The 16,014-nt window shown below is 66.0% G+C and carries 10 protein-coding genes, 2 tRNA genes and 1 pseudogene; 6 read left to right on the top strand and 7 right to left on the bottom strand.

Annotated features, from left to right (window positions below; translation table 11 throughout):
- Window positions 1–4: 4 nt before the first annotated feature.
- From ACWEVR_RS19185 to ACWEVR_RS19175, 3 genes and pseudogenes are all read left to right on the top strand, one after another.
- Window positions 5–2,482: a phosphoketolase family protein gene (locus ACWEVR_RS19185; protein WP_452468036.1), complete on the top strand. Its 2,478-nt coding sequence runs from the start codon at window positions 5–7 to the stop codon at window positions 2,480–2,482.
- 78 nt (window positions 2,483–2,560) lie between these two features.
- A pseudogene (locus ACWEVR_RS19180) lies at window positions 2,561–3,298 on the top strand (metallophosphoesterase); the annotation flags it as partial.
- Between the two features lie 79 nt (window positions 3,299–3,377).
- Entirely contained in the window at window positions 3,378–3,737 is a 360-nt protein-coding gene (locus tag ACWEVR_RS19175; RefSeq protein ID WP_452468035.1) for a hypothetical protein, read from the top strand.
- A gap of 3 nt (window positions 3,738–3,740) precedes the next feature.
- Here the strand turns inward: ACWEVR_RS19175 and fabG are convergent, their stop codons facing one another.
- The 3 genes from fabG to ACWEVR_RS19160 form a co-directional block, all read right to left on the bottom strand.
- Window positions 3,741–4,499 (bottom strand): 3-oxoacyl-ACP reductase FabG, encoded by a 759-nt coding sequence (gene fabG / locus ACWEVR_RS19170; protein ID WP_067486204.1) that lies wholly within the window; start codon window positions 4,497–4,499, stop codon window positions 3,741–3,743.
- A 33-nt stretch (window positions 4,500–4,532) separates the two neighbouring features.
- Window positions 4,533–4,609, bottom strand: a tRNA-Pro gene (locus ACWEVR_RS19165).
- A gap of 42 nt (window positions 4,610–4,651) precedes the next feature.
- Window positions 4,652–4,722, bottom strand: a tRNA-Gly gene (locus ACWEVR_RS19160).
- Between the two features lie 649 nt (window positions 4,723–5,371).
- Between ACWEVR_RS19160 and ACWEVR_RS19155 the strand changes: the two genes are divergently transcribed.
- Window positions 5,372–6,328, top strand: coding sequence for a GGDEF domain-containing protein (locus tag ACWEVR_RS19155; protein WP_067486965.1), 957 nt, complete (start codon window positions 5,372–5,374; stop codon window positions 6,326–6,328).
- 95 nt (window positions 6,329–6,423) lie between these two features.
- On the opposite strand, the gene ACWEVR_RS19150 is transcribed toward ACWEVR_RS19155, so the two are convergent.
- Entirely contained in the window at window positions 6,424–7,227 is an 804-nt protein-coding gene (locus tag ACWEVR_RS19150) for an Fpg/Nei family DNA glycosylase (protein WP_452468034.1), read from the bottom strand.
- A 4-nt stretch (window positions 7,228–7,231) separates the two neighbouring features.
- Window positions 7,232–7,705, bottom strand: a complete 474-nt coding sequence (locus ACWEVR_RS19145) for a ribose-5-phosphate isomerase (RefSeq protein ID WP_067486200.1) — start codon at window positions 7,703–7,705, stop codon at window positions 7,232–7,234.
- Between the two features lie 459 nt (window positions 7,706–8,164).
- Here ACWEVR_RS19145 and ACWEVR_RS19140 point away from each other — a divergent pair, with 459 nt between their 5' ends.
- Complete coding sequence (locus ACWEVR_RS19140; RefSeq protein WP_452468033.1) at window positions 8,165–9,109, top strand: M48 family metallopeptidase; 945 nt, start codon at window positions 8,165–8,167, stop codon at window positions 9,107–9,109.
- 126 nt (window positions 9,110–9,235) lie between these two features.
- Here the strand turns inward: ACWEVR_RS19140 and ACWEVR_RS19135 are convergent, their stop codons facing one another.
- Window positions 9,236–9,877, bottom strand: coding sequence for a mycothiol-dependent nitroreductase Rv2466c family protein (locus ACWEVR_RS19135; RefSeq protein ID WP_378670536.1), 642 nt, complete (start codon window positions 9,875–9,877; stop codon window positions 9,236–9,238).
- Window positions 9,878–10,026: 149 nt separating this feature from the next.
- Between ACWEVR_RS19135 and ACWEVR_RS19130 the strand changes: the two genes are divergently transcribed.
- Window positions 10,027–11,262, top strand: coding sequence for an NAD(P)/FAD-dependent oxidoreductase (locus tag ACWEVR_RS19130; RefSeq protein ID WP_452468032.1), 1,236 nt, complete (start codon window positions 10,027–10,029; stop codon window positions 11,260–11,262).
- 282 nt (window positions 11,263–11,544) lie between these two features.
- On the opposite strand, the gene ACWEVR_RS19125 is transcribed toward ACWEVR_RS19130, so the two are convergent.
- On the bottom strand, window positions 11,545–15,264 hold the full coding sequence (locus tag ACWEVR_RS19125; RefSeq protein ID WP_452468031.1) for a hypothetical protein: 3,720 nt from the start codon (window positions 15,262–15,264) through the stop codon (window positions 11,545–11,547).
- Window positions 15,265–16,014: the final 750 nt, after the last annotated feature.

Below are 16,014 nucleotides of genomic sequence, written 5' to 3'. Positions count from 1 at the left end.
TGCGATGACCCGGCTCAGCAACAGCGAGGGGGATACCGCCGCCGACAATATCGGTGGCGGTGGCGAGGGCGAATCAGTTGCGCCCCAACCCTATTCGCTCACCGAAACCCCTGGCCCGCTGACCAGTGAGGAACTGATCGCGGTCGACACGTGGTGGCGGGCCGCGAACTATCTCGCGGTCGGCCAGATCTACCTGATGCGCAACCCGTTGCTGCGCGAGCCGCTGCGTTCCACCGACATCAAGCCGCGCCTGCTCGGCCATTTCGGCACGGTGCCCGGCCTGAATCTGGTGTGGGCACACGCGAACCGGGTGATCCGCGCACGCGACCTGAACGCCGTCTTCGTCGCGGGCCCCGGCCACGGCGGGCCGGGCCCCAACGCCTGCGCCTGGCTAGAGGGCGCCTACGCCGAGCTCTACCGCGACATCCCCCGCGACGCCGACGGTATGCGCCGGCTGTTCCATCAGTTCTCGTTCCCCGGCGGCGTCCCGAGCCATTGCGCTCCCGAGACCCCCGGTTCCTTCCACGAGGGCGGTGAGCTCGGCTATTCACTGCTGCACGCCTACGGCGCCGCGCTGGACAACCCCGATCTCACGGTGTTCTGCGTGATCGGCGACGGTGAGGCCGAAACCGGTCCGCTGGCGGGCAGCTGGCACGCGAACAAATTCCTCAACGCGGCCCGCGACGGCGCGGTGGTGCCGATCCTGGCGCTCAACGAGTACAAGATCGCCAATCCGACCATCCTCGCGCGCATCCCCCGTGATGAGCTCATCGAACTGCTGCGCGGGTACGGCTACGAACCGCTGATCGTGTCGGGCAACGATCCGTCGCGGGTGCATCAGAAGATGGCCGCCGCCATGGACGCCTGCCTCGACCGGATCGCCGGGTTCCAGCGGGCGGCGCGCGAGGACGGTGACACCACCCGTCCCCGCTGGCCGATGATCGTGCTGCACACGCCGAAGGGCTGGACCTGTCCCCCGGTGGTCGACGGCGAGCGGGTCGAGGGCACCTTCCGCGCCCACCAGGTCCCGTTGCCCGCGGCGCGCACCGACCCGGAACACCGACGGGTGCTCGAGGAATGGTTGCGGTCGTATCGGCCCGAGGAACTCTTCGACGAAGCGGGCAGGCCGTTGCCCGCCCTGCTCGACCGGATCCCCGATCGGCCGATGAGCCTCAATCCCGTGGCCAACGGCGGGCTGTTGGTCCGCGATCTCGACCTGCCGGACTGGCGCGAATACGGCGTGCCGGTGGAACAGCCGGGCGCGAGCAGACACGAACCGACCAGGGTGCTCGGCGGCTGGCTGCGTGACGTCACCGCCCGCAATCCGCACAACTTCCTGACCTTCGCCCCCGACGAACTCGCCAGCAACCGGTTGCAGGACATTCTCGAGGTGACCGGCCGCGACTGGCAGGCCGAAGTCGGGCGCTGGGATGTGGCGCTGTCACCGACCGGCCGCGCGGTCGAAGTGCTGTCCGAACACATGTGCCAGGGGTTGCTCGAGGGCTATCTGCTCACCGGCCGCCACGGCGTGTTCACCTGCTACGAGGCGTTCATCCACATCGTCGACGCCATGTTCAACCAGCACGCGAAGTGGCTGGACGCCAGCCTCGCCGTGCCGTGGCGACGCCGCATCCCGAGCCTGAACTACCTGCTGAGTTCGCACGTGTGGCGCCAGGACCACAACGGCTTCACCCATCAGGACCCGGGTTTCCTCGATGTGGTGGTGAACAAGAGCCCCGAGATCGTCCGGGTGTACCTGCCGCCCGATGCCAACACCCTGCTGTCCACCTACGACCACTGCCTGCGTTCGCTGCACTACGCGAACGTGGTGGTCGCGGGCAAACAGCCCGGGCCGGACTGGCTTTCGGCGCCGGAAGCCGCCGTGCACTGCGCCCGCGGCGTCGGCATCTGGGAGTGGGCCGGGCACAACGACGACCAGGGCACCACCCCCGATGTAGTGCTCGCCTGCGCGGGCGACGTCCCCACGCTGGAGACGCTGGCCGCCGCCGCGATCCTGCGCGACCGCCTGCCCGACCTGCGGGTGCGCGTCGTCAATGTGGTCGATCTCATGCGGCTGCTGCCGGCCGAGGAGCACCCGCACGGCCTGTCCGACGCCCACTTCGACACCCTGTTCACCACCGACCGGCCGGTGATCTTCGCCTTCCACGGCTACCCGTGGCTGGTGCACCGGCTCACCTACCGCAGGCACAATCACGCGGGCCTGCACGTGCGCGGATACAAGGAGAAGGGCACGACCACCACCCCGTTCGACATGGTGATGCTCAACGACCTCGACCGTTTCCACCTGGTGCTCGACGTGATCGACCGGGTGCCCGGCCTGCGCACGCGGGCGGCGGGTCTGCGCCAGGAGATGGTCGACGCCCGGCTCGCCGCGCGCAGCTGGACAAGGGAGCACGGCGAGGACATTCCGGCCGTCGCGAACTGGGCCTGGCCGGAGGCGTCGATCCCCACTGTGACGTAACGCGGTTGCGGCACCGGTCGCGGCTGGTCGACGATGGAGGCGATGACCGAGCAACGCCGTATCGACATACTCCCGCGTGACCGCCGCGACCTCCGCGGTCCCTTCGACGTGATCGGGGATGTGCACGGCTGCCGCGCCGAACTCGAGGCACTGCTCGGGAAGCTCGGCTACGTCGTCGAGCGCGACGACATGGGCAGGCCGGTCACGGCCGCGCACCCCGAGCGTCGCACGGCGGTGTTCGTCGGTGATCTCGTCGACCGTGGCCCCGACACGCCCGGTGTGCTGCGGCTGGTGATGGGCATGGTCGCGGCCCGTTCGGCGCTGTGCGTGGCGGGCAATCACGACTACAAACTGGTACGCGCCCTCGACGGCCGCAATGTGCGCATCGCGCACGGGCTGGAGCAGTCCCTGGCCCAGCTGGCCGACGAGGACGACGAATTCCGCGCCGCCGCACAGGCTTTCCTGCGCCAGCTGCCCGGGCACTACCTGCTCGACCGGGGCAGGCTGGTCGTCGCCCACGCGGGACTACCGGAAAGCCTGCACGGCAGCACATCCGGGCGGGCCCGCTCCTTCGCGCTCTACGGTGCGCCCACCGGTGAGGTGGACGCGCACGGTTTGCCGATCCGCTACGACTGGGCGCAGGACTATCGGGGCGCGCCGGTGGTCGTCTACGGGCACACACCCGTCACGGCGTTGCGGTGGGTCAACAACACGCTGTGCCTGGACACCGGCGTGGTGTTCGGCGGCACGCTGTCGGCCCTTCGCTACCCGGAGCTGGACACCGTCTCGGTGGCCGCCGAACAGGTCTGGTACGAACGCGCGGGTATCACACCGGTTCCCGACTAGGGCATACCATCAGCAGCGGACGACCCGACTCATCGACGAGGAGAGGTTCATGCGCCGTAGTCTGCTCGCACTGTCCGTTCTTGCTCCACTGATGATCGCCGGTGTGGCGAGCGCCGATCCGGCGCCGCCGGGAACCGGGACACTCACCGTTCGCGCGATCACCGGTTCCGAACCGATGCCGGTCAACCGGGCCGATATCGAGGTCCGCGCCTGCGGCGCCGAGGAGGTCGTCACCACGCTGGTGAGCGGCGCCGACGGCAGCGCGAGCGTCGCGCTGCCGGACGGCTGCTACGAGGCGCGGGTGGCGACGGTGCCGGGCGGCTGCGGCCTCGCCGACACCGAACCGGTGCGGCTCACGGTCACCGCAGGCACCGAGGCACGTGCGGAGTTCCGTTTCCGCTGCGCGTAGCCGTCAGTCCTTGGGACCGCCTGCCACATAGATGACCTGACCGGACACGAAGCCCGCGCCTTCGCTCACCAGGAACGAGGCGGTGTGGGCGATGTCGTCGGGCGTACCCACCCGGTTCACCGGAATCTGTGCCGCCGCAGCCTGTTTGAAGGCCTCGAAGTCGACGCCGACGCGGGCGGCGGTGGCCGCGGTCATCTCGGTCTCGATGAAACCGGGGGCGATCGCGTTGGCGGTGACACCGAATTTGCCGAGCTCGAACGCGAGGGTCTTGGTGAAGCCCTGCATGCCCGCTTTGGCGGCGGAGTAGTTGGCCTGGCCACGGTTGCCAAGCGCCGAGGTGCTCGACAGGTTGACCACGCGCCCGAACTTCGCCTCCACCATGTACTTCTGCACGGCGCGCGTCATCAGGAAGGCGCCGCGCAGGTGCACGTTCATGACGATGTCCCAGTCCTGCACCGACATCTTGAACAGCAGGTTGTCGCGCAGCACGCCCGCGTTGTTCACCAGCACGGTCGGTGCGCCCAGTTCGCCGGCGATCCGTTCGACGGCCGCGGCGACGGCGTCTTCGTCGGACACATCGGCACCGACGGCAAGCGCGGTTCCCCCGGCGGCTTCGATGGCCGACACGGTGTCGGCGCAGGCGGCTTCGTCGAGGTCGAGAACAGCGACGGCGTGACCGTCGGCGGCGAGCTTCTTCGCGACGGCGGCACCGATTCCGCGTGCGGCACCGGTGACGATCGCGACCCGTGAGGTAGTGGACATGCGCGCCACCCTATCGGGGCGCGCTCGTCGTGATGGTCGGGGTGACAGGATTTGAACCTGCGACCCTCCGCTCCCAAAGCGGATGCGCTACCAAGCTGCGCTACACCCCGATACCTCGGGGCGGTTCACGCCGTCGAGGGAAGTCATGTTTGAGCGGGTGACGGGAATCGAACCCGCACCATCAGCTTGGAAGGCTGAGGTTCTACCATTGAACTACACCCGCAGGCATACGACATCGATGGGATCGCCACGATGTCGTGTGCGCCACGACTGTACCGAATCCCGCGCGCCGAACGCCAATCCGGCCCCGCGAAACGTCTCGACGCTGCGGTGAGTCCCCCTCTTTCCACGCCCGATTAGGGCCCTTAGGCCCTATTGCGGGACCACGGGTACCGGACACGATGGTGGTTGCGTCTCAGGGGACCGACGCCTGCTCCACCCGGGGGAATATAAAGGGGAATTTTCCTCGAAAACCTGGCACGGGGGCGGCGGGTAGGCCACCATAAAAGAGCGCGCGGCGGCCCTACCGGTCGGCGCGACACCTTTGCCAGGAGGGACCATGGCGACAACACGCCCACCGCCCGAAATCGGGCAACACGCTGCACGTTTCGGTGTTTCCAAAGTTTTTTCGCGAAGTGTGTAACGCCCGGGCGGCTGTAGCGATGTCATAGCCGATCGCCATTCGCGAGAGACTGCAACGCGTTCTAGAACGCGGCTTTTGAGTCTCGAGTGGCTTGCTAGGATCCTTTTTGCCGGACGGGGGTATCTGGAAAGGGGGCGGTGAGCGTGTGCCGAACTCGGCGGACCCAACCGCGTAGCAGTGCGAACGATCGAGGTGGCAAGACCGTCGCCACCTTCCGCCGGTGATGTCGATGTCCGCACACATCGAGCCACCGGTCGCCGCGATGGCCCGCGCCTGGGCCCGCGCGGTGTGTGCCGAACCGGGATCGTCCGTGGCACCGCATCAGTTGGAGCCTGTGCTCATCGAGATCGTCGAGCGCCTGCTGCACCTGGCGAGGACAGAACCGTTCCCGGTACCGCAGGCGCGCAAGCTCGGCGCACGGCTGGCCGAGGCGCCGTTCGAACGGACGAGAATGCTGGCCCATGCCACCCGCTGGTTGCTCGGTTTCCCCTCGGGGGTGCCGGGTTCCCTGGTGGCGACCCGGTGGCCGCTGGTGGCCAGCCAGGCCATCGACAGCTACGCCCAGGCACTCCAGGAGCGCGCACTGGCGCAACAGGAACAGAACATCTCGGCGAAGGTGTCGCTGCGCGTGCAGGAGATCGCCGCGCTGCAGCACCGCCTGCGCCACGAGGCCACCCACGACGCCCTGACCGACCTGGCGAACCGCACACTCCTACAGGAACGGGTGCGTGCCTTCGCCGCCGACCCGACCCGTGGGGTGGGGGTGCTGGTGGTGGACCTGGACCGCTTCAAACAGATCAACGACGGCTACGGACATGCGATCGGTGACGAGGTGCTCGTGGAGCTGGCCAACCGGCTGCGCGAGGTGTGCCCGCCCGACACCGTGATCTGCCGGTACGGCGGCGACGAGTTCGTCGTGGCGGCCAATCCGCGCCGCGACACCCTGAGCGAGCTGGCGCACCGTGTCGTCGCGGCTCTGCGCGACCCGGTGTGGTCGAGCGCGGGCCCGGTGCCGGTGTCGGCCAGCGTGGGCACCGCGTTCTGCCCACCGGGAAAGACGTGCGATTTCACCGACCTGCTGCGTCGCGCCGACCGCGCGATGTATTCGGCGAAATCGGCGGGCGGGCGGCGTTTCGCCCTCGCCGAATCGGGCGACCCCGAACTGGGAACGGCGGTCGCCGGCTGAGTCCGGATCGCGAAGCCTGCACTTCGCGGCCCGGGCTCGGTCGACCTTCTCTGCGCACCTCGGCCACGGTTTCGACCGTGGCCGAGGTGTTTTCGTCAGCGGGGCTGACAGACGTTGCACCAGAACAGGTTTCGGGCTTCCATCGTGCCGTGGGAGACCAAGGTGCCACAGACGCGGCAGGGTTCGCCCTGGCGGCGATAGACGTAGGTGCGTGGGCGATCCTTGGCGTAGGACGGTGCGCCGGTGTCGTGTTCGGGGCGCACCACATGCATGCGGCCGGTTTCCACGCCGGTCGGCATGAGTTCGACGAGATCGGCCCACAGCGCCTCCCATTCGGCCGCGGTGAGTGAGGTGCCCGGCCGGAACGGTGAAATGCCGTGCCGGAACAGCACTTCGGCGCGGTACACGTTGCCCACGCCGGCGATCACCGACTGGTCCATCAGTAGCGCCCCGATCGCCCTGCGGGAGCGACGAATTCGTTCCCCCGCACGCTCGTGGTCGGCGTCCGGGCGCAGCGGATCGGCCCCCAGGCGGGCGGTGAGCGCCTCCACTTCCGGCGGGTGCAGCACCTCGCACGCGGTCGGCCCGCGCAGGTCGGTACCGAATCCCGTCGCGGCACCGACCATCCGCATCCGCACCTGCCCCACCGGCTCGCGCATCGGCAACTCGACTTCACTGAAGGTGCCGTACAACCCGAGATGCACGTGCACCGTCAGCCCGGACGCATAGTGGTGCAGCAGATGCTTCCCGTAGGCCTCGGCCCGCTCGAGCACCTGCCCGTCCACCAGCGCGGCTCCATCGGCGAACCGGCCTTGCGGGCTCGAAACCCGCACCGCCGCACCAGCAAACCGCTCCTGATGCAACCGCGCAATGCGATGAAGGGTGTGCCCTTCAGGCACTCTCTCAGTAGGCCGGGACTGCGGGGGCTTCGCCGGACTTCTCGTAGTCGGCGAGGATGTCGATGCGGCGCTGGTGGCGGGGTTCTTCCGACCAGGGCTGGGCGATGAAGGCGTCGACGATGGCGAGGGCTTCCTCGGTGGTGTGCATGCGGCCGCCGATGCCGATGAGCTGGGCGTTGTTGTGTTCGCGGGCCAGCTTGGCGGTCTCGACGCTCCAGGCGAGGGCGCAGCGGGCGCCGGGGACCTTGTTGGCGGCGATCTGCTCGCCGTTGCCGCTGCCACCGAAGACCAAGCCGAGCGAGCCCGGGTCGGCGACGGTGCGCCGCGCCGCTTCGATGCAGAAGGCGGGGTAGTCGTCGAGAGCGTCGTATTCGAGGGCGCCGCAGTCGACGACCTCGTGTCCGGCCTCGAGCAGATGGGCCTTGACGTGATTCTTCAGTTCGAAACCGGCATGGTCGGCACCCAGGTAAACGCGCATGGCTGCGATTGTCGCAGGCGCGCTTAGAGTCGTTTCATGCACCCGCACGAACCGCATTCACCGCATTCGGCAGGTCCCCCACCGGAGCGTTCCGGCCAACCCGCCGACCGGCCGAGCGACGCCACCCCCGCCGACCAGCCCGTCCCCCAGTCGGGCGAGTATCCACCGCCGGACGGCACCTCGTCGTCGCACGATTCTTCGGCGCCGCGACCCCATGTCCCGAACGACGCGGCGTCCGCCCCGTGGCAGCAGGCGTCGTGGCCGCAGGGGCAGCCTGGATTCGCGGCGTCGTCGCCGTGGCAGCAGCCCGGGACTTCCACCGGCGCGTTCCCAGCGGGGCCTTCCGGCGCGTTTCCAGTGGCGCCTTCCGGCGCGTTTCCAGTGGCGCCTTCTGGTGCGTACCCCCCTGTGCCGCAGGGTTTTTACCCGCCCGGTGGACCACCCGGAACAACGCAGCCGATGCCGCGCGGGTTGTCGCCGTTCGGGATGCCGGCTCGGCATCCGTGGGAGATCCCGCTGCTCGTGGTGGTCATCATGATCACCGGTGTCGCCTACCTGCTGGCCATCCTGATGGTGCTGGTGGAACTGGTCGCCGAGCCCGTCGTCGACGCCCAGGGGCAGCCCGAGTCCGGTGGCTCGCTGCTGACCAGCCCCTATGTGCTTGTGCTGTTGTTCGCACCGGTGCTGCTGTGGGCCGGTCGTGGCCTGAACTTCGCGCGGATGCGGATCAACGGGGTGCGGATGTCCCCCACCCAGTTCCCCGAGGGTTATCGGTTGGTGCAGGAAGCCGCCGCGCGGTTCGGGATGTCGAAGGCGCCGGACGCCTACGTGGTCCTCGGCAACGGCCAGATCAACGCCTTCGCCTCCGGGCACGGCTTCCGCCGCTTCGTCGTGGTCTACAGCGACCTGTTCGAGATCGGCGGCAAGGCCCGTGAGCCCGACGCGCTCGCCTTCATCATCGGCCACGAGGTGGGCCATATCGCCGCGGGTCATGTGTCGTATTGGCGCCAGCTCGGCATGTTCGTCGCACCGTACCTGCCGATTCTCGGGTCGTCGCTGATCCGCGCGCAGGAGTACACCGCCGACAATCACGGCTTCTGCAACCGCCATCAGGGCGCGGCCGGTGCCATGGCCACCCTCGCGGCAGGCAAGTACCTCAATACGGAGGTCGGTTTCGACGAGATGGCAGACCGGGCCGCCACCGAGAGGGGCGGCTTCGTCCTGCTGGTGAACGCCATGTCCAGCCACCCGGTCCTCACCTGGCGAATGTGGGCACTGCGCGACCGCAGCAAACCGGGACCCATGTTCTGGCACCCGAGCCCACCACACCCAGGCATGGTCCCACCCCCGGGCGGCTACCCCGTCCAGACCGCACCCCCAGCCCTCCCCCCGAAAACCCTCTGAGCCCTAGCGCAACCACCACGGGTTTTCGGCCGCCTCGGATCCGAGGGGCGAGACGTAACGGCGAAGCCGCAGTATCGCCCCTCGGATTCGAGGCCCTCAGGGCCGAAAACCCCGCGGCGCCAGCCGCTAATCAAACACAGGCTCTTCGGTGCGGGTGCGCTTGAGTTCGAAGAAGTGGGGGTAGGAGGCGAGGGCGACGACACCGTCCCACACCCGGCCCGCGTCCTCGCCGCGCGGGATGCGCGAGAGCACCGGGCCGAAGAAAGCGACCCCGTTGACGTGGATGGTCGGTGTGCCCACATCGGGTCCGACCTTGTCCATGCCCGCGTGGTGGCTCACCCGCAGCGCCTCGTCGTAGTCGGTGCTGTCGGCGGCCTCGGCCAGTTCGGCGGGCAGGTCGAGTTCGGCGAGGGCGTCGGCGATCACGGCGGTCAGGGTTTCCTGCGTGGTCGCGCGTTCGAACTCGGCCTTGCGGTCGTGGATGCGGGTGCCGAGGGCGGTGTAGAGCGGGGCCAGGATCTCCTCGCCGTGCTTCTGGGCGGCGGCGATGGCGACGCGCACCGGGCCCCAGCCCGCGGCCATCAGTTCGACGTACTGCGGCGGCAGGTCCCTGCCTTCGTTGAGCACGGCCAGGCTCATCACGTGGAAACGGACCTCGATGTCGCGTACCTGCTGGACTTCCAGGATCCAGCGCGAGGTGATCCAGCACCACGGGCACAGCGGGTCGAACCAGAATTCGGCGAGATCCTTGGTGGCCTGATCGCTCACGGGTCTTCCTCTCGGGTCAGCTGGGTGCGGGCAGGGCGGCCCGCTGGTTGGTGCAACCGTGCCTGCGCCGGATTCGTTCCCCTGATCGCCGCCCGCGGCTAGGCTCGACGGCGAGGGAAACCGGAACGTCCGTGAGAAGGAGTCCGTGTATGAGCTCGAATCAGCATTTTGTGATCGTCGGTGGTGGGCTGGCCGGTGCCAAACTGGCCGAAGCCTTGCGCGCCAACGATTTCGACGGCCAGGTGACGTTGCTGGCGGCCGAGGACGACCTACCGTACGAGCGCCCGCCGCTGTCGAAACAGCACCTGGCCGGTGATCAGCAGCTGCCGGATTTCACGGTGGATTCGCCGGCCTGGTACCGCGACCACCACATCGACCTGCGCTTGGGTACCACGGTCGAGGCGTTCGATCCGTCCGCGAGAACGGTGTCGTTGCCGGACGGTTCGACCCTGTCCTACGACAAGCTCGCGCTCGCCACCGGGTCGCGTCCGCGGACCCTCGACGTTCCCGGCGCCGAGGCGAGCAATGTGTACACCCTGCGCACCATCGGTGACTCCGATCGGCTGCTCGAGGTGCTGCGTTCGAAGCATCGGCTGGTGATCATCGGCGCGGGCTGGATCGGGCTCGAGGTCGCCGCGCAGGCGCGGGCGAGGCAGCTGGAGGTGACGGTGCTCGAGGCGGCGGAGCTGCCACTGGTGTCGGTGCTCGGCCCGCAGATGGGCACCGTGTTCGCCGAATTGCATCGCGGCAACGGTGTGGACCTGCGTACCGGTGTCGTCGTCGACACCATCCTCACCGAGGACGGCGTGGCCACGGGCGTGCAGCTCGACGACGGCCAGGTGGTGCCCGCCGACGCGGTGCTGGTAGCGGTGGGCGCACAGCCGAATATCGAGCTCGCCGAAGCCGCCGGGCTGGCCACCGGCACCGGCATCCTGGTCGACGAGTCCCTGCGCACCAGCAACCCGGATGTCGTCGCGGTCGGCGATATCGCCGAGGAGCTGCATCCGCTGCTCGACAAGCGGGTACGCGTGGAGCACTGGGCCAATGCCCTGAATCAGCCTGCGGTGGCCGCGCTGACGATGCTCGGCAAGCCCGCCACCTACGACCGACTCCCCTATTTCTTCACCGACCAGTACAACCTCGGGATGGAGTACACCGGCTATGTCGGTCGCGACGACGACGTGCGGGTTGTCGTCCGCGGTGACGTGGCGAAACCGGAATTCGTCGCCTTCTGGCTGGACCGGGACAACCGCGTGCGCGCGGGCATGAACGTCAATGTCTGGGATGTCACCGATCGCATCAAGGAACTGATCCGCTCCAGGAAGGTAGTCAGTCCGGAGATGCTCGCCGACGTCAGCGTGCCCCTTAGCGAAATCGCTGAATAGCGCCGGATTGCGAAATCTCAGTGGTCTGATCGTGGTGTGTCAGCTGGGGATGGCCGTGGCGCACGGTAGACGCCGGGATAGTCACATAGTCACAAGCACTATATCGAGATCTTCGGATTCGCCTGAGCTTGTGCGCCGACTGACCATTTCAGTTGGACGTCGTCCCCGCGCGCGCGTCGGCCCCGTGCGCGCGGGGATGGCTCACTCTGGGCCACTGCGACACTCAGCGTCGCTGATCGCCCCTGCGCACCCCTGTCATGCTCCTTTGGCCCATTCTTGACTTCAACGCCGGTAGGTGCTGGCCAGTACCTGTAGCTGCGGATGCAGCTCTATGACATCGGCGAGCTTGCCTGGCGGCAGTCCGAAAAGCGTCGACCCGCCCAAGACCGCAATCCGAAGGCCAATCACCGCACACTGCACCTGAGCTCGCTCTGAACGGTGCACCCAATGCTCGGACAGCGTCACAGGTCTCATGTCTCGATACCGTGAGAAGTGACGTGATCGCGGGATAGCTACACTGGACTGCAATGCGCGCAAGTCGATTTTGGAAACGACAGGGAACTCTTCCTCAACGTCGTGCTGGGTTAGACTCTGATACCGCGGTGCTAGGTGGGGAACAGTTGGATCGATAAACATATCGACGCCCGGTAGGCGCAGTACGTAGGTTCTCAGGCTCCGAACAGGGCCCGACTCCACGTTCAGCCTTCTCGGATCTTCGAGCGCCAATTCGATCGCGCGGTCCGCGGCGAGGAAGATGTCGACAGTTGCCTCCATCACTTCCAACTTGAGGCCCAGAAGATTTGCGCCGTGTATGAATTCTGTGACAATTTCTATCGGCTTGCGTGGCGCCTGCCCCCCAGTCAGCGACCAATGCGTGGCGGCCAAAATCATCAGCGGCGCGGCGGCCGGACGAGATTTCCCGATCGCGAACTCATGAACATGAGCTGGCAGGTGAGCAACATTCTGACCGATAGATTCCCTGGCGCCACGCCTCGGCGATATTTCCACCGCGGCCGCCGCCAGTTCAGGTGGAATGGCTGCGGTAAGACGTGTCGCAAGCGTGTATATCAATCCGAATAGTTCCGTGTCACCAACAGGAGGCAGTTCGGAAGCAGCTACGTCAGCAAGTCTCCGACCGGCAGAGATCACGTCCCCTTGTAGGAGATATCGGAATGCACTGAACAGTAACCCAGTAGCCTTGTTCGGCAGCTGCATATGTAGGCCAGCGTCGATGGAAGTTTCGAACAGATCCACGAGCGCTACGAATACGGACGCCGCATCACTGTTCCCGGCGATTACCCCTTCGACGAAGCAAACCAATCCCATATTGCGACAGAGAGTCCCTACCTGTTCCTGATAATTTCTCAGCTGCATGGCGCCCAGGGTGAAAGCCTCCACAAGTTCCTTCGCCTCACTCCATTGACCTAGGCCGACCATGCACTCGCCTAGTAGTCTGGTCAGGGATACCGATTCGGGATCGCGAACGTCTCGCTCATTCAATAGCGGTTCGATGAGCGCGCGGGACTGGGAGTAGTCGCCACGTACAATAAGTGTGTTGATCTCGTGCAATTGCGCGTATACGTCTGGACGCCCGTCCATCGGCATCGTTTTGACGAGGGTCTCCAAGTCCTCACGGATCCTTGCGAGTCTTTCGTGATTACGACATTCGGGTAGCAGGGACGTCGTCGCCGCGAGCGCGGACCGCACGGTTGCCGCAGTTACGTTGTAGTTGGTGGCGCGTGCTCGGTCGATGTGTTCCAGACACTCGGCGAGCAGATCGGATGCCTCATTCACGACTTCGTGCGGGTCGTCCGCAGCCTGGATGATCACACCCGCCAGAGCCGCAGCCGCCTGTATCCAGTAGATATCCAACCGCTCGGGACCCGATCGAATAAAGTCGAGCTCGCGACTCAGATAGACCACCGCGATCTCGGAGTAACCCAGTGTGTGCAGAACAATAGCCGTGTTGCCCAGCAGCAGTGCTGTCGCAATGTTGTCGACACCATAGTCGATTACGCGATCACTAACCATAACGGCGTGTCCGACAAGACTCTGTAGAAGATCGAACATCCGCCTCTCACTCGCGGCGGACAACCAGTGCTGCAGCACCATAGCCATCGCGTTGAGTGCGTGCGGCGGAACCGCACCACTCTCGATCGGTTCCGTGAGAATTGCTTGGACGATCTCGTTCATCTGTACCGTGAACGCCATGCTGCCCGGACCGGATTGGCCGCTGTCGTTCGCAGCAAACAATGGCTCGTCAGCAGAGGTCAACGAGTACCTTTGCATAGCGCGAAGTATTTCGCCAGCAGGCGGATCGGACCTGGCGTAGCCGATGAACGACTCCGCCGGGTCGATACTGAACACTTTCTGAATGTCGAGACTGCTGGCCGCCAACAGGATATGTAAGGGAATCTGACGCGATCCGGTCAACGAGGCGCACATCAGAGCTTGTGCCGCAAGCACGTCCGTCGTCTCCTGGGTCTGCGTCATCTGCTGCCAGGAGAGCCGAATCGCCTGTACCAAAGTTCGAGGATAGCCATAGGGCACCGATTCGTCATCATCAAGCGATCTGTAGATCAGTTGTTCGAAATCGTCGATCCCGGCAATCCCACCGAGGCAGCTCCGCAGATATGCAGCGGCAATCTCAAGGGCCAATGGCCACCGGTTCAATTTGTGCGCAAGCGCCGTAAGGCGCCGTGACTCACCCTCACTGAGCACAGTATCGGCAGCTAGTCTCCGTGAAAGTAACTGGACCGATTCGTCGATAGTCATCTGCTCGACGCCAACTTCGGTGATCCCGGGTCCGGACAGTGCATGGGGCTGGGTGGTGGTGACAATCACGTGCCCCAGCCCCTTTGATGGAATCCAACTTGCTGTTTCGCGCATGTCGGCGACGTTGTCGAGCACCATCAGCCATGGCTTGGCATAGCTAGCCAACGCCGAAGCAACCTTGGCCTGAACATCGCCACCGGTCGAACGGAACTCCCGGCCAGCAACCCATTCTTCGATCGTCCTGAACGCTGCCGCGATGCTGGCCGGAGTTGACGCGTCTACCCAAAAGATTTCGGCATAGGAGTCGGCGCGGTCGTCAGCCCATGCTGTGGCGATGCTGCTCTTACCGATGCCCGACAGCCCGGACAGCACGCACACTGGCACGGAACGATCCTTCACCGGTGTCGGCAAGCCCCGCGAGATGTCGTCGAGTACCGCGTGGCGAGCGACATCCGCACTTCGTGGCGTCGATAGGACATGCCTCGCCCAGTCCGTCTCCTGCAGAACCGCCCTGGCTACCGCAGGGTCGACACGCAGGTGATCGACGAGGTCCTCACGCGACATCCGGTGGCGTCCATCGCCTGCGGCAGCGTCAAGAGTGACCGCGACCAGATATTTCGAGAACAGCCCAGCGGCATCCCAACCCACGTTTAGTGGATCGACCTGGTGGCGCGCGGCCCGAACTAATTCGCGTAGCGACTCGTCGACCTCGTCGGGGCCCCGGTCATCGACAACGATCTGGGAGCGTCCGAGCCGATTCAGATTTTCGTCTTCGAGCTCGGACAGCCATACACGTAGTTGCTCGGACCGCGCGAGTAGCAGCGACAACCTCTCGCGGAAGGTAGTTCGAGACAGCCGCCCGGCGGCAAACTCCGCAAGCAATTCCCGCAGTTCCTCAAGTCCAGGGCCCGCCAACTGGTTGGTGATGATGAGGTAGTGGTCACAGTCGTTGGTTATCAAGCGCTTTAGAATCCGGACCGCCTGGGCGACCGCGAATCTGCTCCCGGCAGCGCCGCTCTTCACCTGCGCCGCAATCGCCCGTCGGCCGCCCTCACGGACCTCGAAGTCGATAATCTCGGCATCGACCACTGTGCCTGCAAGCGCAGGTCCGGCATCGACGATCACCTCTGTGAAGGCGCGATCTGGCGTCAGCCAGCTCCGCAGCGCGTACTCAAGTGTGCACTGGAACTGGTATCGGAAACCGCGCAACGCACTTTCACCACTCATCAAGTAGGCCTTCCAGCTTCTGCTCGGACGTCGGTTTTCATGTTGCACAACAGGTCTGACATAAAGATGCGAACAGCAGGCACCCGTGACTGGCTGCCTTGCCAGTCACCGCTGGCAGGCGCCTTGACCGCGCTGCAACAGCAGCAGAAGTCCCAACTGACGATCAGCGCATCCTGAAAACGGCGCGGCGGTTCGGCGATGCTCAGTCGGCCCCACGTTCGGGTGAGAATTGGGCATGGGATGGAAGTGGGTAGGTCGGGCCGTTCTGGCCTCGGCGGGCATAGCAGTTCTCGCGGTGGTCGTCGCCGTGGTATTCACGCCGCTCGGTAGCCGAGTCGCCAGCTGGGCGAGCGGCGAGGGCTGGAATGCGCTGCAACCGGCGGAACGAGCCACCGTTCTGGGACAAACGCGGTTGGTGACGGTTCAGATCGCCGCCGCGCTCGGGGCCGCCTCGGCGCTCGTGTACACCGGACGCACGTACCATCTGGCGCGGCGTGCAGTGCACGTGACGTTTGTCGCTCGGGTAACGTGCAGGCCGGGCAATCTCCGACCGATCTCCAAGTGAGAACGCGGCGGCGGCCGGATCGTCGACCAGGTCACCTGCCCCGAGACTGCGGGCACGCCCTTACACCACCCACACGGCGGCGGAATGTGACAGATACGGCGCGCACCACCCCCGCTACCGACACGGCGGCATTTTTCCGATCCAATGCGATCATCGACAGACATCCGACAATGTCCACTGAGTCC

This window comes from Nocardia sp. NPDC003979, from assembly GCF_053605015.1.
This window is presented reverse-complemented; position numbering and strand designations above follow the sequence as displayed.

Bases quoted from the DNA above. Each gene is read 5' to 3' on its own strand.
- ACWEVR_RS19140 (WP_452468033.1), top strand. From the start codon at position 8,165: ATGCCGCGCGGGTTGTCGCCGTTCGGGATGCCGGCTCGGCATCCGTGG.
- ACWEVR_RS19145 (WP_067486200.1), bottom strand. From the start codon at position 7,705: ATGCGCGTTTACCTGGGTGCCGACCATGCCGGTTTCGAACTGAAGAAT.
- fabG (WP_067486204.1), bottom strand. From the start codon at position 4,499: ATGTCCACTACCTCACGGGTCGCGATCGTCACCGGTGCCGCACGCGGA.
- ACWEVR_RS19130 (WP_452468032.1), top strand. From the start codon at position 10,027: ATGAGCTCGAATCAGCATTTTGTGATCGTCGGTGGTGGGCTGGCCGGT.
- ACWEVR_RS19155 (WP_067486965.1), top strand. From the start codon at position 5,372: ATGTCCGCACACATCGAGCCACCGGTCGCCGCGATGGCCCGCGCCTGG.
- ACWEVR_RS19125 (WP_452468031.1), bottom strand. From the start codon at position 15,264: ATGAGTGGTGAAAGTGCGTTGCGCGGTTTCCGATACCAGTTCCAGTGC.
- ACWEVR_RS19185 (WP_452468036.1), top strand. From the start codon at position 5: ATGACCCGGCTCAGCAACAGCGAGGGGGATACCGCCGCCGACAATATC.
- ACWEVR_RS19175 (WP_452468035.1), top strand. From the start codon at position 3,378: ATGCGCCGTAGTCTGCTCGCACTGTCCGTTCTTGCTCCACTGATGATC.